Below are 18664 nucleotides of genomic sequence, written 5' to 3'. Positions count from 1 at the left end.
TGGCATGTTCGCACCATATCAACTTATCCGCGCAGCCAGGGTTGCACTCGATCTCAGACAAGACGAATTGTCGGAACGGGCCGGCGTCAGTACCCGAGCCGTCCGTCAAATAGAAAACGGACATCCAGTCGCCAGGAGCACCATGGAGCAAGTGCAGGGTGCGCTCGAAGAAATGGGCGTCACGTTCGTCAGGGGCGGCAAGGGCTATGGCCCGGGCATGCGATTGCCGACTTCGATCGTCGCGAGGCAGAAATTCAATCCTTGTTAATCGCCATATGACCGAGCCGATTAATAGCGGATTTTCGATTGGTCCTAGAATTCTACAATTATTCTTAGAGTATATCGGATTGAGCGATTTCGAATGAACGCCTGGATAGGGGAAAGGTTCCAGTCGAGATGGGATGGTTGCCGCCCTCCCCTGACGGGCTGGATCGATCAGCACCCAGGTCTGTTGTATCCCCGACACAGTTGAGCAATGTCATCAATCGTCGTCATCGTCATCGTCGTAGCGGTCCCGGTGGCGGCTCCGCTTGCGTTCGCGTTGGCGATCACGGCTCCAATCCTCAATATATACCCGACGCTTAACGTAGCGCTCGCAATAGCCGTCTTCGCAATACGTTTTGACAACACGCTCGCGTACCACGCCGTTGTTGGATGAGTTATTCGAGCTTGTATTCGACGATTGGCTTCCCGCATGAGCCGTGCCGGTGACCAAGGCAGCCGCGACAGCTAACAGAACCATCTTGATCCGCATGGCCTCTCTCCTTTGCTGGCTACTAAATTAAGCTGTCGATCCTGAACCATCGATGAATGGCGGCGCCGGAACGACCCAAGTCTGCAACAAGATCGTTGGGTCGTGGTGTCCGCTTTGCGAACTTTCGGCAATGACGTAACGAATAAAGTTGGCTGGCACCGAGCAATGATCCATTGTTGTCTCCACCCAAGACCTGTAGTTCTGGACTTTGACGAACCTGCGGGTGGACATGCTGTTGTGAGCGCCACAAAACTCCTGCTGATCGTGCCACTGATGGCGGCCTTCGCCTATGTGGCGCTCGTCGGCCGGCATCGTAACGTTAACCGAGCATCGATAAAAATGTGGGATCTGGCCGTATGACCAGACTTGCCCGTGATCCACTTTATCGTCGCCACCGATTTCCCGCGGACGTGATTGCCCACGCCGTTTGGCTCTATTTCCGGTTTCCGCTCAGTCTGCGCATGGTCGAGGATATGCTGGCAGCCCGTGGTATCATTGTCTCTCACCAGACCGTGAGGCTTTGGGTCGAGAAGTTCGGTCGGCATTTCGCCAATGATATCCGCAAGCGGTCAGCCGGCAAGCTTGGTGACAAATGGCACCTCGACGAGGTTGTCATCACCATCGCCGGCAAGAAACACTGGTTATGGCGTGCCGTCGATCAGTATGGTTTTGTCCTTGACGTCCTGGTCCAGAGCCGCCGCAATGGAAAGGCTGCCAAGCGTTTGATGAGGAAGCTCCTGAGAGGACAAGGCCGTTCGCCGCGTGTGATGATCACCGACAAGCTCCGGTCCTATGGCGCCGCAAAACGCGATATCATGCCCGGCGTCGAGCATCGCTCGCACAAAGGCTTGAACAATCGGGCGGAAAACTCCCATCAGCCTATCCGACGGCGTGAGAAGATCATGAAACGCTTCAAGTCAGCGAGGCAGCTTCAACGCTTTGTTTCCATCCACGATCCGATCGCAAACCTCTTTCACATTCCCCGCCATGACATCCCGTCCGCCCATCATCGCGAGCTGCAAGCAACGGCCTTGGAAACATGGCGCCAGATCGCACGCCTTCATGCCGCCTGATCCAAAGGCATAATCCCAAATCCTGTCTTCGGAACGTTAAGTTGATTTACAAGGCCCACGACCATGACGGTCATTGCTGTCGACGACTGGATGACGCCGGTGATCAGCGTGCCTGCAACGACGCCCTTTATCGGAGTTCCGGCAGCTTTGGTGAGAAAAGCGCGCATCTTGTTGACGGAAAGCGCCTGGATGCCGTTCGACATGAATTCCAGACCAAGCATGAATATCCCGAGTCCGCCGATGACCGGTACGAGAATATCCTTGAAAATATCTATGTTCATTGTGCCTTATCCGCACAGCGCCAAGGCGCGATACATAATTACTGCATTCCATTGCAGGCCTTGCTTTGAGTCCTGCACGTTGAATTGAGCCTGCCTCTAAGGGGTTCTCAGCCAATATTGCTTGATCTGGCTCAACAGAGGCTCCGTAATCGGAACATAACGAAGTGCTTCGGCATCCTTGCCACCGGTCTCGAATGCCAAGCGAAAATAGTCATGAACCCGGCGATAGCGGCCAGACGACTGACCTGCCATTGGCACGACGGCATAAGTGGCTCCACAGATGGGGTATGTATCGTCGCCGGGTTGGTTAGTTAGCGATAGGGCAAAATCTTCCACTTTCGTCCAGTCGACCGCCGCTTGAGCGGCCCTGACACCCTCTGGACCGGGCAAAACAAATTTGCCTGATTTGTTCTGAATAGAGGCAACCGTTAGATTGGCCCGTTCGACCTGCCCGTATTCCGCATAGGCAATTGCGCCTTTTGTGGCTTTCACGGCAAGGATAAGGTCTTGCGTTCCTTCGACGCTGGTCCCCCACGGCCAAGTTATCAGGGTGTCCGCCCCATATTTTGTTTTCCACTCATCATTGGTGGACGAAAGATAGTCGGTAAACATGTAGGTGGTGCCGGATCCATCTTTACGATGAATGGGAGTGATCTTGACGTCCGGGAGGTTCAATTCCGGGTTTAACTGCTTTATCGCCGGGTCAGACCATGATTGTATTTTGCCGAGGTAGATATCTGCGAGGAGCGGACCCGATAAATTCAACTGGCCAATGCCTTGCAGATTAATTGCGATGGCAACGCTGCCCAAAACAATCGGAAATTGCTGGCGCCCATGTTTGACAAGTTCCGTATGCGATAAAGGAACGTCCGTTGCCGCGAAATCCATCTCCGGCTGGCCAAGGCGCATGACGCCTGCAAGCGATCCCACCACCTCATAGTCCACCGTCCAGTCCGGCGAGGTGAAGTCGCCGCCATCCGTGCGCGATACCCTGTAGTTTTCAGCCCATTTCGCAATGATAGGCGCTGCAAATGTCGAGCCTGCGCCGCGAATTGGTTCAGCTCTGGCAGCAGGGCACATCAGAACGATGAAGATCATGATCGCGGAAACAAAAATACCTGAAACGCACGATATTTTTTGGCGCATAAGCAGCACGGAACGTTTCATCATTTGTACCTCACACATGATCAATTAAAGGTGGACGAAGGTTCAGCGCTTTCGCTTCAAAGAGTTTGGAACATCTGACTTTGCTTAAAAACTATTCTGACTTTTTCAGTATCTCCGTTTCTTGAAACATTAATGACAACTCGCCTACGAGCCGCCGTTTCGGGCGGGCTTGTTCCTGAGGCATCCGTGCGCGTAACGCAGCTTGTCTTTGGGCCCTACACGCCGTTTCCGGTCGAGTTTCGGGTCATGGGACCGGATCCGGATGAACTTTACAAAATCTCCGAGCAGGCTCTTGCTATCATGAAAAGTGTTCCAGATGTCCGACAGGCCAACCGGGATTGGGGTAACCGCACACCGGTGCTGCGGTTTGTCCCCGACCAGGATCGGCTCAATCTGATCGGTCTCTCACCCTCTGAGGCAGCTCAGCAGATGCAGTTGCTGCTTAGCGGCATCCCTGTCACCCAGGTGCGCGACAACATCCGCAACGTCCCCGTTGTCGCACGTAGCGCAGGTGACAACCGGCTTGATCCTTCAAGGCTGGGCGATTTCTCGCTAATGAGCAGGGATGGCCGACAGGTCCCCCTCGATCAGATCGGCCATTCCGAGATCCGGTTTGAGGAGCCGATCCTGAAACGCCGCGACCGCACCCCTGTGATCACGATACGCTCTGACATCAACGAGGCGACACAACCTCCGGAGGTCTCCCAGCAGGTCATGAAGGCGCTTCAGCCACTGATCGCATCGCTTCCCGTCGGGTACCGCATCGAAATGGGCGGCAACATCGAGGAATCCCTCAAGGCCAATGTCGCACTCGTCAAGATATTCCCGGCCATGATTGCAGCGATGTTGATCGTCATCATCCTCCAGGTTCGCAGCCTGTCGCTTCCCTTCTTCGCCCAACGATATTTGGCATCTGGATGAAGTCGTGATCTCCATCGCCGGCACCCCAAGTGCCGACGTTGGCCGACTTCGCTCGCTAACCCGTTTGTTGGTCTCTAGGGTTCGCCGCTCACTACATTTGACGCGCTGGCTCCTAAACCTATATAATGATTGGTCGGCGCGGGGGCGGAGGTGGCTCTTGGATCGATCATTATTTCTCGCCAGACTCCTAGGGCCGACATTCGTCGCGGTCGCGCTTGGCATGCTGATCAATCTTGGCATGTATGAGAGCATGATCGCTGAGGCGCTGCACCTTGGCATCCTGTTCTATCTGTCCGGTTTACTGTCGCTGATTGCTGGCCTTGCAATCGTCAACCTGCACAATAGATGGCAGACGGACTGGCGCGTGATCATCACAGTGCTGGGCTGGCTCATGACAATCGGTGGAATCATCCGCATCGTCTTGCCACAGATCGCAATTGCGGTAGGTTCGACCATTTATAGCGGCCGCGCCTCTACCATCGTGGCGGCGCTGATAACCGGTACTCTGGGCGCCTTCCTGAGCTTCAAGGGTTACTGGCGGCGCGCCTGAGGGCAAGGAATTACTGTTTGAATGTTCGCTTTGGCGGCGCCGAGCGCGGTGCTTGGTGGCCGATGCGTCAAACGTCTGCATGAGGACATAGCGTTAATTTCCCGCTGAACAACGCCAAGATCGAACGAACATTGAACTTAACCAGGCTTTGCGTGAGGGGCAATCTCAGGACTTGGCCACAGTTAACAGACAACGCGCATTTTGGCCACGGTCCCTTTCGAAAATGGATAGGGCGTGCAACCAGATCGATGCTGTGGTCGTCTGCGTGACGCGAAGCCGACAATAGCTGGTCGTTTCCAGACTCACAATGTGCTGCAAGCTTGGCATGGTGCCCGCATGAGCACTTCCGGCGTGCCCTGCCGTTTGTCACCGACCCTGATCCGCCATTCCGTTGGCAGCCTTGACGTTTTTGCCTCGTTGGCACACCAATGGGGCTGCGGGAGCACGTGAACAACCAGGTTGTTCGCGGCAACGATGTTCCCGGTCCGACCGCTGCCGCCCTCGAGCGCGAATGACGCATAGGCAAAGCCTGCCCCAAAAAGCGCACTTTGCCAAGCCGTTGGCATCCGAGTATTGTTTGACTGGTTAGAGATCGGGGGGTGTTTAGTTTGCAATGACCGATCTAAGCGCCAAGCAGCTGTACGAACTGGAGCTTTGGGTAAGCGAGCGGCGGCTGGCAAGAAAGAGCGTGACGGCTTGTCCGTCGTGCGAAGGCACGGGAATGGTCATGACCGACAATGCCGATGACACTGCACCGCGCCCTTGCCCGCGTTGTAGCGGTGCGAAATTCTTCCATGAAAGGAAAAAACGGGACGCCGCCGGGGACCAGAGCTGATTGCCATGGTCATAATCCTTCAATCGAAATGGCTGTTTGCCTCATTAGGACTAAACTTGCCCTCTTCGAAGGCATTGCGCGTAAGCTCACGTTTACTCCTACACCCGATGTCGGCCGGACACTGGAATCTTCAGGGCTAGTAATAATCGGTCCCAGGTACCCTATTGGGCTCGAGGAGGAAGTAGTGAAACTATCGGCGCTCAATCAGAAAGAATCGTTCGCTATCGTGCGTATCACTGTAGCCACGGAAAAGCCCGGTGTCGAAGACATAGCCGGATACTCGATCCAGACCTGGCGGCGCGCAAAGGACCCCTCGCCCTTGGAGCAAATGCCGATAAACGCGCATTTTGATTGGGGCCCTGCAATGCCCTTTCAGTAACTAGGCAGCGTTCTGCCAGCAGCATCATTCAAGCCGTCTAACTAGCAGTAATAACCCCGAGGAATGGGACATGCGCGCGAGCTTTGTAACCTACAATGCTCTTTTTGCACGATGCTTCAAATCGTCGTAAATTTGCGGCGGTTCCATAGGCAAAATAAATATGGACCAGGTTGATGGTGATTTGCGCCGACGACGTCGGCGGGCTGCCTAACATGGGCATCGGGAAAACATGTTGTCGTCGAACTTGAAACGCGCGGCTGCCGCAGGACCAATTCTGCTCTGGCTATCGATCACTGGTTCGAATGCCCAAAATTCCGAGCGTGCAATGCAATCGCTTTCAGCCATGGTTGGCACTATGAGTGTTGATGCCGAAACGGAGATGAGCAGCGGTAGCCTGTCCGGTTGTCATTTTATGTTTACTGCTGTTGCTCAGGATTTGATCTATCGCCAAGGAGCCTACATCGGGGTCTCTGGCAATGTTGGCGTAAGGAAAGCAAATAACAACTTCGGCATCGACCTCAAGGTCGTCATCTTTGACATAGACTCATCAAAGTCGTCTTTCGTGCTCAAACCGTCTGCGCCATCCCGGGCTTATCTCGTCGGTCAGGACTTTCAAACAAATTTATCCAGTCTCATTGCGACTGTGCCTTCTGACACACCCGGTGCCCTGGTATCGCTGTTTCAATTTCATCCATCGTTCGGGATCCTCATGAATGGAATAAGAAGGGGTAAAATCACCATCGCATTTAACCGCGATGGGGGAGACAAGGACATCCGACTTCCTTTAGAACTCGACGTCAAATCCGTTTCAGATTCTGGCCAGCGCCAAAGATCAGATGAAGCGATCCGGTCATTCGGACGCTGTATTAAGACAATGATGCCCCAATAGGGGTCGTGTGTCAGGCCTCTACGCCCCCTTTCAATTAAGCCGCCGAGCCAGTGGGGGCGAGATGCCCCTATCATCAAGATCTCCATCTATTTGTAAATAAGCACCCAAGGATGACCCTACCCAACAATTGTATAATGAGTTGATTTCGATTCGTTTTTTGAAGAATCAGAGGGGCACGATCCGCGCCGATGTGCCCTGCTGCATCGTTAATAACCATTGCAATTTCAATAGTATAGAGAATTTTCCGATAGGGTCATCCTTGGGTGCTTATTCACAATTCAGATCGACGTTGCTGGATCAATGGGACATCACGACCGGCATCGAGACGTTGTTGAGTAGCTGTTCGGAGACACCTCCAAACAGGGATTCCAATAGAGGCGAATGCCCGTAGGCTCCGGCGACGATCAAGTCGGCTTCCTCGCGATCCAGGCATGCGAACATCGCGCTGATCACGTCGACCTCTCCGGTGCCCCGCCAACCATCGACCTTCACTTTGACCCCATGTCGTTCGAGGTGAGCCACAACGTCCAGCACGTCGGAACGGTGTGGATGGAAGCTGGCGTCGAAGACGAACAGCGCGATATTCTCGGCCTTGATGAGTATCGGCATTGAGTCATGGAGAGCGCGTGTCGATTCCCGGCTGAAATTCCACGCCAGGAGGATGCTTCGCCCGATAGGCTGCCTGGCTTCCCAAGCGGCCGGCAGGATGAGCATCGGGACGCCCGACGCGAGCAGCACGTTTTTGGGGACTGCCGCGGACGCAAGATGAGCGCTGTCCGGACCGGGCTGGCTCGCGACGATGAGATCGGCGCAATGCGAGAAGAGTTCCTGAGCAGTCTTGGCTGAAGGACCCGCAAGACGGTACTCCGCCTCCAGTCCCGCTCTCCGAACCATGTTCTCAAACATGCGCTGGATAGCTTGTACCTGTTCGCGCCTTTCGCCTTCGAAAGCTGCGGCTGTGCTGATGTCAACGCCGGTCAACTTCGCCTTGTGTTGCGCGGCTATTTTGATCGCAGTCTCGACCCTGGGCTCGTTTAGGTCACTAGCGTCCAGATAGACGATGATATCTTTGTACGACATAGTTTCCTCCGCTAATAAGCGCGCGCGAAGAACCCTTCCAAAGCGTACACGCCGCCGCTGCGTAGGGTCATTAGCCGAATAACGGCGGCCAAAGGCGGAGCCGCCATATATATTAACGTTGCATGCGCACCATGGTTCCCCTACGCTCTTGCGCGTAAGCAGGCTCGTCCGACGTGTAGATTTCTAAGATCGCGGACTCGAGCGCATCAGTGCGGGCAATCTGATCAATAAGCCTCGAAAAGCAATAAGCCGAGTCAGTTCGCGGTTATGCGATTTTCTATTCCCCGTAAGCTCCCAAAGACCTCAGGGAGCGATGCGCAAATCCATAGACCGATGATCGCAATAGCTGCGAAGTCGGCGATCGGCCCCGTGCAAGATTTCGGGACCCGGAGCCTCAAGTGCCGTCGCTGTTCAAGCCCAAACCGCCACTACTCCGACCTGCATAACCCGGAGAAATTACCGGTCTCATCCCAAACTCCTCGACGAACCTGGTAAACCAAACAAATCCGAGAACAATTGGTCAGACCGCCCGCCTTGGTGTATTATATTCCCGTGGCTGAATGCGAAGGCTCTCCACTTCCCCGTGCTCCTTCCCTCAGCCTCTTGGGGAGGACGGCTAAGCCATTCCCGAGCCTTTGTCCTCCCTTTTTGGAGGAAAGATGAACGGTAACTCAATGGAGATGGAAGCCACGTTACGCGAGCTTCCAAAAGGCGAATAATCGAAATTGCCACTCGCGACGATTGCCCCTACGCCCTCAAGGCACGTGCAGAGCTTGTAAGGCGGGATACAAGAACATTCCGGATCGGAATGTTCGTTGTGGCAGTGGGAATTGTTTTGAGCGTCGGAACTAACCTGGCCGACAAGTTGTAGTCGAACGCGGGCACCCGCACGGGAGCTTGACATGAGTTGGGAAAACGCTGTTGTCATTATCGCTTCATGCCTATTCGCTTGGGCCTTCGTCGATGTGTTCTTCAGGAGGAATTGACGGCGATGATCACGTCCATTGGTGATCTTTTTTCCGGATCGTTCACCTCGTTGCTTCACGGCGCTCAGTTCTACCTGCAGTCCCTCATGGCACTTATCGCGGCCAGCGAGCGAACTGTAGTCTGTCCAGCCGTCGAAGCGCCGGACAGTAACTTCACTTGCAGCGAGAAGTTTAGATCGAACCTGCCCCTTCGCGCTGCTTGACGGCGAACTCCTCCTCCGGCGAATAGACGAGCGTTCTGCGTCCATAGGCGCCGAAATAAATAATGCCGAGGGCGTACCAGATCGCCACGCCAATTACGCCGGTCTGGTAGACCGGGTCGGTCAGCTGGAAGTAGATCGTGATCAAAGCGATCACGACGGTCGCTGCAGCTCCCGGAACGCCGAGCGGACTGCGGTAAGGCCGCTCGATATCCGGGAAGCGTCGCCGCAGGCGAATGAAAGACAGCGCTTGAAACAGATAGGAAATCATCGCCCCGAACACGGCCATGTTGAGCAGCACGCCGCCGATGAATGAACCGGCCGCCTGGCCGCCCTGCGTGAGCCACACCACCAGCATCACCCCCAGGCCGAGCAACGAACCTGCGATCAGCGCGACGTTCGGCGTCTTGTGGTCGCCATGCGTGACCGACAGGAAATGCGGAAAATAACCGGCGCGCGACAGCGAGTAGATTTGCCGCCCGAAAGCGAAAATGATCGCGTGGAAGCTGGCGACCAGACCGGCAACGGCGGCGAGCGCGAGCAGCTTGGCGGCACCCGATCCGTAAATGGCGCGGAAGCCATCAAGAATCGGCTCGCCGGACGACCCGAGCTTGAACGCACCCTCCGGAATGGCCGGATTGGTGATCAGGATCAGGAAGCCCGTTGCGATCAACGTGAACATGCCGAGCATGATGCCCTTCGGCATGTCACGCTTGGGATCGACGGATTCTTCCGCAGCGAGCGGCAGTTGCTCGATCGCCAGGAACAGCCAAACGGCAAATGGCATCGCTGCGAGGACACCATACGTGCCGAAAGGCAGGAACGGTCCGCCACCGTCGGGAAGTTCGACAGCAGTACCATCCGGGCCGACGCCGATATTCATCGCGTATTTGCTGAACTCCATGAAGGGTGCCGCACTGATGAAGAAGAAGACAAGGATAGCGAGAGCCAGCAGCGTCACGAACACGGTGACCTGGAACGACAGTGCAACACCGCGGACATTCAGCCCGACGAAGACCAGATAGCCGACGATCCACCACAGCGGTTGAAACGCGGTGGGTGTGCCGAAGATCGATGTGAGGTAAGTGCCGATGAAGAACACAACCACGGCTGGTGTCAGCACATATTCGATGTTTTCGGCGAGGCCGGTGACGAACCCGCCCCAGGGACCGAAAGCCGTACGGGCGAAGGAATAGGCGCCGCCGGTATGCGGCAGGGCCGGGCTCATTTCAGCAATGGAATAGGTAAGGCCTAAATACATGATAGTGATCAGGAGGGTCGCGACGAACATGCCGCCCCAGCCACCGACGGCGAACCCGAGGTTCCATCCTGAAAAGTCACCGGAGATAACGGCGCCGACGCCGAGGGCCCACAATGAGAAGACACCGGCGTGGCGACTCAGTTCGCGTTTTTCGAAGTAGTCCGAGCCCGGTATGTGATAGGAGACCCCTCCTTCATGCTTCTTGGCTTCGTTTGACATGGTTTTTTCCCTCTCTCAAAGCTTGGCTATTGAGTCGGTATTCAATGGCCAGAATGAAATGGTACGGCCGGCTGGCGAACAGGGTTCGTTGACAGATGCCGGGCAGCGGGGCAGCAGCGAACTCCTGATCTTCGTCACGGTTGACACTGATATGCCAAGACCAGTTTCTCGCAGCACTGCCGTGAATAACCGCGATTTTGCCACCCGGCGGCTCGAGATGGAACGGATCAAGCGGCAGGTATCGACCACGAGGCACGAACCGCAGGCCTTGGCGAAGTTTGTATCGAGTGGCAACGCGCCACGACGCGAGGTGATGTAGCGACATTGTTTATTGCATTGGGGACGAGCGTGCCAAATTCGACCGGTCGTGAATTCCAGGCGAGACCAAAGGTGGCGACCGGTTAGATTGTGCCCGGCGCGGTTCATCATCCGGTCGGAATTCGACTGCTTAGGCTCAGCAGGCCGTACAGCGTCCATAGTATCGCGATTCCTTGAGGCGAATTTTCTGTTTTCATTGGCCTCAACGAAGCATTTTCATACATATTCGCAAAGTTTGCAAATATTCTTGCGCAGGACAGGTAGAAAATTGGGAGGCGCTCAAAGCAAAATTTTGTTTGAAGTCAAGAACTTGGTCTCTGAGGCGGCGGGGAGCACAAGTATTTCAACGGTTTGAGCACGCGGCTCGGCCTGCCTTCCAGACGACCAATGCGTCGGACCCGAGAAAGGCGCGCAACCGCAACCGCAACTGGCGTAAAGTATTATAGCGACACAGCCATTGCTGCCACTATTGCGGCTAGCGCCGCTGTGAAGACAAATACTGCCAAATCCGCATCCTTCAGCCCTATCCAATGTCTATTTGAAACAGGCGGCCGATTGGTCGGTACCGTCTGGAACAAAACCAAAACGATCGCAATTACTGCCAATAATAAGTTAAGATCGCGCATATCTTTGACCTCGAGTAAATTGTAGCTGCGACCGGTCCTAACGTCAAAGAACTCCGATTGTGCTTCAGAGAAGCAAGTGCATTTGGACTTGATCAGCGCATAAAAGATTGACGCAAGAATAAGCGCCAAGACGGCCGCACCAATCAGTTCAGGAAGCCCGAATTTTTGCGTGGTTTCGCCAATTGTTTTTTGTTGTAGTGGAGCCTTCACGTTCTTTCCCCCCGATCACCGGTCTCTTGTCCAAAACATTCAAACACGTCGTCTCAACTTTAGTCATCCTGCCCCTTGCCTGGCAATTCAGACCTCCCTCAATTGTGGGAAGACGTTCGAACTAGTTCGCCGCGGATCATTAGTTGCCTCCGACGATCACAGGAGCCAAGTGAGACGTAGACAAGATAACGGCACGATCATTTCGGATCCAGATTCTAGTGTGATGGGTAAGTCAGTATGGTGTTGGCCGGTACGTCCTCATGTGTCGGCGATAAAACAGTCATATAGCGCCTGCGCTCCGTCAGCCGCCCGCATTCGTTCCAGAACCTTTGGAGACCGGAGTCGTCTGGCTACACATGCAAGGATATTCAGATTCTGGCTCTGCTCCTGTTCCGAGGTGAGCAGCACAAAAATGATATCAACCGGAAGATTGTCTATGGATTCAAAGTCGATAGGCGTTTTCAATCGGAGAAGGAGGCCTGTGGTCTTGGTTATCCCCGGAATACGCGTATGCGGGATCGCAACGCCTTCGCCCATCCCCGTTGAACCGAGTTTCTCCCTCTTATAGAGCGCATCAAAGATCGCGTCGGCCGGAACTGCCAGGAATTTGCCCGCGGTGGCGGCCGCAAGCTGCAATGCTCGCGCTTTGGTGGAGACATCTGGATCGATAATCACATTCTGAAGATCAATGTATTCGGCCAAGTTCATTCTATTGCTCATTCAAACTTAAACTGCAGCATCTGTGAGTGGCCGTGTGCATTGCGCATCACGATCATTCCATTTCACGCAGACGGTAGCCGACGCCCGTCTCAGTTGTAATGTATTGCGGCTGATCGGGTAAACGCTCAATTTTCTGCCGCAGCTGGCGCACATAAACACGCAAATATTGCACGTCTGTCGTATCGCCCCACACCCGGTCCAGCAGAAACCGGTGCGTCAGGGCCTTGCCCGCGTGCTGTACAAGAACGCGCAGGATTTCATACTCCTTCGGCGACAGTTTGACTTCCTTCCCGTCGATCTTGACGATGCGCTTGACCAGATCGACCGAAAGACCACCCGTCTCGAAGATCGGCCTCTCGCCCTGTTGCTGCAGCCGGTGACGCAAGGCAACCCGAATCCGGGCGACAAGTTCATTCATGCCGAAAGGCTTTGTTACATAGTCGTCTGCACCAAGCTCGAGCGCCTCGACGATACCCTTTTCATCCGTCCGGCTGGAGAGGATGACAACCGGAAGCTCCGATCCTTCATCGCGCCACCGGCGCAGCAGGTCGTGGCCTGACATGTCGGGAAGTCCGAGATCGAGCAGAATGAGGTCGGGTTGTACGCTCCGCACCTGTTCGATCGCTGAACGGGCACTCTCGGCCTCAAAGATGGCATAGCCTTGCGTGCTGAGGCCAACCCGCAGCAATTTGCGGATTGGGGTCTCGTCATCGACCACCAGTATTTTGACACTCGAGTTCGTCATGGATGTTCTTCCAGTTCAGGCGTTTCTTTCGGTATGGGCATTCTGATCGTGAAAATTGCTCCCGAACGATCCGCCCGACGCTGTGCCGTGATGGTGCCGCCCATGGCTTCGATGAAGCCGCGTGATATCGACAGGCCAAGCCCCGTACCGGCGGTGACCTGATCGCCCTTGCTTACGCGATAAAACGTATCAAATACCCGTTCCAGATCCTCGGCGGGCACGCCCGGCCCCTCGTCCATGACCTGAAGGCTCACCCAGCCGTCATCCGCCCAGGCCTGAATTCGCACCAAAGACCCTTCCGGTGCATATTTCGAGGCGTTGTCCAGCAGATTGAACAGCACTTGTTCGAACAGAACCGGATCCACTCTGAGCATCGGCAAGTCGGTTGGAATGGCGACCTCCGTCTTGCGCAGGCCAATAATTTTCTTGGCCCGGCTCAATGCCGTTCCCACGATGTCGCCGGTATAGTGCAAGCCGAAGTTGGGTTCCATCGCACCGGACTCTATCCTGGTCATATCGAGCAGATTGGCGATAAACCGATTGAGCCTTTCGGACTCATCAATTACCGTCGAGAGCAGTTCAGCCCTCGCCGCATCGGGAAGCGCGGGCGCAAACTCCTTCAAGGTGCCCGCGGCCCCCAAAATCGCGGCAAGCGGCGTCTTCAGATCGTGGGAGATCGAGGTCAGGAGCGCCGAGCGAAGCCGGTCAGCTTCCGCCGCTAGCTTGGCCCGGTCGACGTCTGCGGCAAGCTGTGTCCGTTCAATGGCGACCGCTGCCTGATCAGCCAGTGCATCCAGGAGGCGTTGCTGTTCCGGCGTCAACAGCGGGCCTTGCCTGTCGCTGTCCAGGCCGATGACGCCGACGGCCATGCGTCCCGTTCGCAACGGCAGATAGAGCCGCTTTGCACCCGGCAGCGTATCGGCTCCCCGCCCTGCAGCACGGTTGTTCTCCCAGGCCCAGCGCGCAGCGGCGATATCTGCATCGTCCAGCGTATCGTCTGGCGGATAGCCGGCCTTCACCTCGATCGTGCCATGATCCGGCAGGAGCAAGACCACACGCACCTTCAACATGGATGCGATCTGGAACGCCGTCGCCCACAACACATCGTCGAGCGTGCCGGTTCCAGCCAGCTTCTTGCTGAAGAGATAAAGATCTTCGGTCGTTCTTGCGCGCTGACGTGCCGCCGCGGCCTGACGCTGCACCCGTGCAGTCAGATTGCTGGCAATCACCGCGACACCGAAAAAGAACCCGAGGGCGACCACGCTTTCCGGATCGCTGATGACGAAGGTATACAACGGGTCCAGGAAGAAAAAATTGAACACAGTGGCGCTTAAAACAGAAGCAAACAAGGCGGGCCAGAGACCGACTGAAACAGCGGAAGCAAGCACGGCCATGAGAAAAACGAGGGCGATGTTGCGCACATCGAGCACCCGTGACAGCAGCAAGCCGAACGCCAGTGCACTGACGACGTATGCGGTGCTGAGCAAATAGGGCTTGATCTGGAAAGTCTGTATTGGGGCGTTCACAACGCCGCGTTGCGGTGAAACAGCGTCGCGTTCGCTTCCCGAAATGACATGGACGCTGATGTCTCCGGCGCGGCGGATCAGATCATGCGCTACTGAACCTTCGATCAGTTCGCGCCAGTGTGGCTTGTGCGGTTTGCCGGTGACGATATGAGTAACGTTATTCTCCCGCGCACGACGCGCAATTTCCTCGGCTACATCCCGTCCCGGCAAGGTTATGGCCTCGCCTCCCAACTGGGTCGCAAGCCGCAAGGTCGACGCTATTTGGTCCCTGTCCGCTTCCGACAGCCGGGTCGAGCGATGTGTTTCAATATATGCGGCCGTCCAGGGCGCGCGCAGTCTATCAGCCAGTCGCCTTGCATAGCGGACAAGCGAAGCTGCTCCCGGCTGCTCATCGATGCAGACCAGTACGCGGTCACCTGCTGCCCAAGGGCCGGATATGGCGTTGGCTTGCATATGGGTCAGAAGCTGATCGTCCACGCGCTGCGCCGTGCGGCGCAGGGCAAGCTCGCGCAGAGCAGTCAGATTGCCCGGCGAAAAATAGTTTTCGATGGCGCGCTTGGCGTTGGCCGGAACGTAGACCTTGCCTTCCTGCAGGCGCTTGATCAGATCGGCCGGCGTCAGATCGATGATCTCGACCTCGTCCGCCTGATCGATGACAGAATCCGGCACCGTTTCCCGAACCCGCACCTTGGTGATCTGTGCCACGACATCATTCAGGCTTTCGACGTGCTGGATGTTCATCGTCGAATAGACATCGATGTCGTGTGCCAGTATCTCCTGCACATCCATGTATCGCTTCGGATGGCGCGTGCCTGGGGCATTCGTATGTGCAAGTTCGTCAACCAGAACGAGCTCTGGCCGGCGCGCGAGGATTGCATCGAGGTCCATCTCCTGGAGGTGATGATCCTTGTAAGTGGCCTGTCTGCGGGCGATGACTTCAAATCCGTCGACCAGGGCCTGTGTTTCTTTGCGGCCATGGGTCTCGACGACACCGATCACCACATCCTTGCCGTCAGCGAGTGCCGCGCGGCCCGCCATAAGCATTTCGTAGGTCTTACCGACACCGGGCGCAGCTCCAAGAAAAACCTTCAACCGCCCGCGGGTCTCGCGCTCCGCATTTTCGAGGAGCGCATCGGGCGATGGCCTTCTTTCGGTATCGCGGCTGTCATCAGGCATTGGTAAAGCCACCTCCAGGGGCCGGGGAACTCCAGCTGCAGATCCCCGGCACCCATTCAACTACTGTGCCTTCAGGCCATCAAGTGCCTGGTTCAGTGCCAGGACGTTGACGACGGGTTCACCGATGAAGCCCAGTTTACGGCCCTTGACATTCTGATCGACGAGTTCGCGGACATGTTTTTCATCAAGACCGCGCGCCTTGGCGACCCCTGGCACCTGGAAATAGGCCCCTTCCGGTGAGATATGCGGATCGAGACCGCTGCCCGACGTGGTGACCAGATCCATGGGTACCGGAGCGTTCGGATGGGTCGCCTTCAATGCTGCCTCGTCATTCTTAATACGCTCAATCAATTTGGCATTTGTCGGCCCGAGATTGGTGCCACCGGAGCTGGCAGCATTGTAACCGTCGCCCGCCGCTGACGGACGGCCGTGGAAGTATTTGTCGCTTGAGAAGGCCTGACCGATCAGCTCCGAACCGATGACGGTGCCGTTCTTCTCGATAAGGCTGCCATTGGCCTGGCGCGGGAACAGCACTTGCGCGATCCCGGTCATGCCCAAAGGATAGATCAGGCCCGTGATAGCCGTAAAGGCGATGGTCATGATGATCGCAGGTTTGAGTTGTTTCAGCATGGGAATGATCCTTTAAGCGAGGCCAAGACTGGTGATGACCACATCGATGGCCTTGATACCGGCGAAGGGGACAATGATGCCGCCGAGGCCGTAGATGAGGAGATTGCGGCTCAGAAGCGCGCCGGCACCGACGGCTCGGTATTTGACGCCCTTCAGCGACAGCGGGATCAGCGCGATAATGATCAGCGCGTTGAAGATGATCGCCGACAGGATGGCGCTCTGCGGCGTCTGCAGTCCCATGATGTTCAGCGCGCCGAGCTGCGGGTAGAACGCCAGGAACATTGCCGGGATAATGGCAAAGTATTTGGCGATGTCATTGGCGATGGAGAACGTCGTCAACGCACCGCGAGTCATCAGCAACTGCTTGCCGATCTCGACGATCTCGATCAGCTTGGTCGGATCACTGTCCAGATCGACCATGTTGCCGGCTTCGCGTGCAGCCACCGTACCGGTGTTCATCGCTACGCCGACATCCGCCTGCGCCAGCGCTGGCGCGTCGTTGGTACCGTCACCGCACATGGCAACAAGCTTGCCTTTCGCCTGTTCGTCGCGAATGAGGGTCAGCTTGTTCTCGGGTGTCGCCTGCGCGAGGAAATCATCGACGCCGGCTTCCGCCGCGATGGCTGCCGCCGTCAGCGGATTGTCGCCGGTGATCATCACCGTGCGGATACCCATGCGGCGCAGCTCGGCAAAACGCTCACGAATACCGCCCTTGACGATGTCCTTGAGGTGAACCACCCCAAGTAGCTTGCCGTCACGCACGACCGCAAGCGGTGTACCGCCTGCTTTGGCGATCTGGTCGGCAATAGCCTGCAGATCGCGCACGGTCTCGCCGCTCGCGCGCGGCGCGCCCGCAACGGCTGTTCCACCCGTTGCAACGGCCGCAAGCGTCGGCTGTTTGACATAGGCGAGAACCGCATCGACCGCGCCCTTGCGGATCGATGAGCCATCGATGTCGACACCGCTCATGCGGCTTTGTGCAGTGAACGGCACGAAGTGGGCATGCAGGGTTTGCATGTCGCGGGCGCGGATGCCGTATTTCTCTTTTGCCAAGACGACGATTGAACGGCCTTCCGGCGTCTCGTCGGCAAGTGAGGCAAGCTGGGCGGCATCGGCCAGTTCCTGTTCGCTCACGCCTTTGACCGGAAGGAGCTCCGTAGCCTGACGGTTGCCAAAGGTGATCGTGCCGGTCTTGTCGAGGAGCAGCGTATCAACGTCACCGGCTGCTTCCACGGCGCGTCCTGACATGGCAAGTACATTGAACTGGATAAGCCGGTCCATGCCGGCGATGCCGATGGCCGACAAAAGCGCGCCGATCGTCGTCGGGATCAATGTCACGAACAGCGCGACAAGCACCACCACGGGAATAGCGCCCCCCGCATAGCTGGCAAAGCTCGGAATGGTTGCCGTGGCAAGGACGAAGATCAGCGTCATGCCTGCCAAGAGAATGTTGAGGGCAATCTCGTTTGGTGTCTTTTGACGCTGCGCACCTTCGACAAGCGCAATCATCCGGTCGATAAAGGTCGAACCCGCCGCCGCCGTGATGCGGACACGCAGCCAGTCGGACAGAACTTGCGTGCCACCGGTAACGGCAGAGCGGTCACCACCGGATTCCCGAATGACCGGAGCAGATTCACCGGTGATCGCCGATTCATTAACCGAAGCGACACCTTCCACAACTTCACCATCAGACGGGATGATGTCACCGGCTTCCACGAGGACGAGGTCGCCAACCTTCAAGCTGGTGCCTGGCACAAGCTTGAATCTGGTGTCTTTCTCACTGGTAAGCAGCTTTGCCTGTGTCTCGGTCCGGGCCTTGCGCAGCGAATCCGCCTGTGCCTTGCCACGTCCCTCGGCCACGGCTTCGGCAAAATTTGCAAAGAGCACCGTAAACCACAGCCACAGGATGATCTGGAAGGTGAAACCAAGGCTGTGTCCGCCGATCACGATGTCTTTCAAGAAAAGCACTGTGGTCAGCGTGGAGACCACTGCGACAACGAACATCACCGGATTTCTGGCGAGGCTGCGCGGATTGAGCTTTTTGAAAGCGCCCCCGATCGCGGGGAACAATATCGATGGGTCCATCAGACTCGCGGATTTGGAATGGCTCATGTGAGA

General features: G+C 56.3%; 19 protein-coding genes and 1 pseudogene. 8 read left to right on the top strand and 12 right to left on the bottom strand.

Annotated features, from left to right (window positions below):
- Window positions 1–4 precede the first annotated feature (4 nt).
- Window positions 5–268 (top strand): helix-turn-helix domain-containing protein, encoded by a 264-nt coding sequence (locus tag N8E88_RS05225; RefSeq protein WP_262291458.1) that lies wholly within the window; start codon window positions 5–7, stop codon window positions 266–268.
- A gap of 213 nt (window positions 269–481) precedes the next feature.
- Here N8E88_RS05225 and N8E88_RS05220 read toward each other — a convergent pair whose 3' ends face one another.
- Window positions 482–754: a hypothetical protein gene (locus N8E88_RS05220; RefSeq protein ID WP_262291457.1), complete on the bottom strand. Its 273-nt coding sequence runs from the start codon at window positions 752–754 to the stop codon at window positions 482–484.
- Window positions 755–991: 237 nt separating this feature from the next.
- Here N8E88_RS05220 and N8E88_RS05215 point away from each other — a divergent pair, with 237 nt between their 5' ends.
- Window positions 992–1114 (top strand): hypothetical protein, encoded by a 123-nt coding sequence (locus N8E88_RS05215; protein WP_262291456.1) that lies wholly within the window; start codon window positions 992–994, stop codon window positions 1112–1114.
- On the top strand, window positions 1111–1827 hold the full coding sequence (locus tag N8E88_RS05210; protein ID WP_262291455.1) for an IS6 family transposase: 717 nt from the start codon (window positions 1111–1113) through the stop codon (window positions 1825–1827). Before N8E88_RS05215 ends, N8E88_RS05210 begins: the two co-directional genes overlap by 4 nt.
- Here the strand turns inward: N8E88_RS05210 and N8E88_RS05205 are convergent.
- On the bottom strand, window positions 1815–2108 hold the full coding sequence (locus N8E88_RS05205; protein ID WP_262291454.1) for a Na/Pi symporter: 294 nt from the start codon (window positions 2106–2108) through the stop codon (window positions 1815–1817). The genes N8E88_RS05210 and N8E88_RS05205 overlap by 13 nt on opposite strands.
- Before the next feature lie 96 nt (window positions 2109–2204).
- Entirely contained in the window at window positions 2205–3278 is a 1074-nt protein-coding gene (gene pstS / locus N8E88_RS05200; RefSeq protein WP_262291453.1) for a phosphate ABC transporter substrate-binding protein PstS, read from the bottom strand.
- Between the two features lie 138 nt (window positions 3279–3416).
- On the opposite strand from pstS, the pseudogene N8E88_RS05195 reads away from it, so the two are divergent.
- The 5 genes and pseudogenes from N8E88_RS05195 to N8E88_RS05175 all read left to right on the top strand — a co-directional run.
- A pseudogene (locus N8E88_RS05195) lies at window positions 3417–4157 on the top strand (efflux RND transporter permease subunit); the annotation flags it as partial.
- Window positions 4158–4353: 196 nt separating this feature from the next.
- Complete coding sequence (locus tag N8E88_RS05190) at window positions 4354–4746, top strand: hypothetical protein (RefSeq protein ID WP_262291452.1); 393 nt, start codon at window positions 4354–4356, stop codon at window positions 4744–4746.
- Between the two features lie 613 nt (window positions 4747–5359).
- Complete coding sequence (locus N8E88_RS05185; protein WP_262291451.1) at window positions 5360–5581, top strand: hypothetical protein; 222 nt, start codon at window positions 5360–5362, stop codon at window positions 5579–5581.
- Between the two features lie 184 nt (window positions 5582–5765).
- Complete coding sequence (locus N8E88_RS05180; protein ID WP_262291450.1) at window positions 5766–5960, top strand: hypothetical protein; 195 nt, start codon at window positions 5766–5768, stop codon at window positions 5958–5960.
- Between the two features lie 229 nt (window positions 5961–6189).
- Window positions 6190–6849, top strand: coding sequence for a hypothetical protein (locus tag N8E88_RS05175; RefSeq protein WP_262291449.1), 660 nt, complete (start codon window positions 6190–6192; stop codon window positions 6847–6849).
- A 297-nt stretch (window positions 6850–7146) separates the two neighbouring features.
- On the opposite strand, the gene N8E88_RS05170 is transcribed toward N8E88_RS05175, so the two are convergent.
- The 9 genes from N8E88_RS05170 to kdpB all read right to left on the bottom strand — a co-directional run bounded on the left by N8E88_RS05170 (window position 7147) and on the right by kdpB (window position 18658).
- Window positions 7147–7929: a universal stress protein gene (locus N8E88_RS05170; RefSeq protein WP_262291448.1), complete on the bottom strand. Its 783-nt coding sequence runs from the start codon at window positions 7927–7929 to the stop codon at window positions 7147–7149.
- Window positions 7930–9086: 1157 nt separating this feature from the next.
- Entirely contained in the window at window positions 9087–10595 is a 1509-nt protein-coding gene (locus N8E88_RS05165) for an amino acid permease (RefSeq protein WP_262291447.1), read from the bottom strand.
- The gene (locus tag N8E88_RS05160) at window positions 10570–10920 is read right to left on the bottom strand and encodes a hypothetical protein (RefSeq protein WP_262291446.1); all 351 of its coding nucleotides are present in this window, start codon (window positions 10918–10920) and stop codon (window positions 10570–10572) included. The genes N8E88_RS05165 and N8E88_RS05160 overlap by 26 nt, the downstream gene beginning before the upstream one ends.
- A gap of 433 nt (window positions 10921–11353) precedes the next feature.
- On the bottom strand, window positions 11354–11749 hold the full coding sequence (locus tag N8E88_RS05155) for a hypothetical protein (protein WP_262291445.1): 396 nt from the start codon (window positions 11747–11749) through the stop codon (window positions 11354–11356).
- 258 nt (window positions 11750–12007) lie between these two features.
- Window positions 12008–12457, bottom strand: a complete 450-nt coding sequence (locus N8E88_RS05150) for a PTS sugar transporter subunit IIA (protein ID WP_262291444.1) — start codon at window positions 12455–12457, stop codon at window positions 12008–12010.
- 64 nt (window positions 12458–12521) lie between these two features.
- Complete coding sequence (locus N8E88_RS05145) at window positions 12522–13214, bottom strand: response regulator transcription factor (protein WP_262291443.1); 693 nt, start codon at window positions 13212–13214, stop codon at window positions 12522–12524.
- Window positions 13211–15916 (bottom strand): DUF4118 domain-containing protein, encoded by a 2706-nt coding sequence (locus N8E88_RS05140; protein ID WP_262291442.1) that lies wholly within the window; start codon window positions 15914–15916, stop codon window positions 13211–13213. Before N8E88_RS05140 ends, N8E88_RS05145 begins: the two co-directional genes overlap by 4 nt.
- 60 nt (window positions 15917–15976) lie before the next feature.
- Window positions 15977–16546, bottom strand: a complete 570-nt coding sequence (kdpC, locus tag N8E88_RS05135; protein ID WP_262291441.1) for a potassium-transporting ATPase subunit KdpC — start codon at window positions 16544–16546, stop codon at window positions 15977–15979.
- Between the two features lie 12 nt (window positions 16547–16558).
- Window positions 16559–18658, bottom strand: a complete 2100-nt coding sequence (gene kdpB / locus N8E88_RS05130; protein ID WP_262291440.1) for a potassium-transporting ATPase subunit KdpB — start codon at window positions 18656–18658, stop codon at window positions 16559–16561.
- Window positions 18659–18664: the final 6 nt, after the last annotated feature.

It is taken from the genome of Phyllobacterium zundukense (genome assembly GCF_025452195.1).
In the GTDB taxonomy this organism is placed as follows: Bacteria; Pseudomonadota; Alphaproteobacteria; order Rhizobiales; family Rhizobiaceae; genus Phyllobacterium; species Phyllobacterium zundukense_A.
This window is presented reverse-complemented; position numbering and strand designations above follow the sequence as displayed.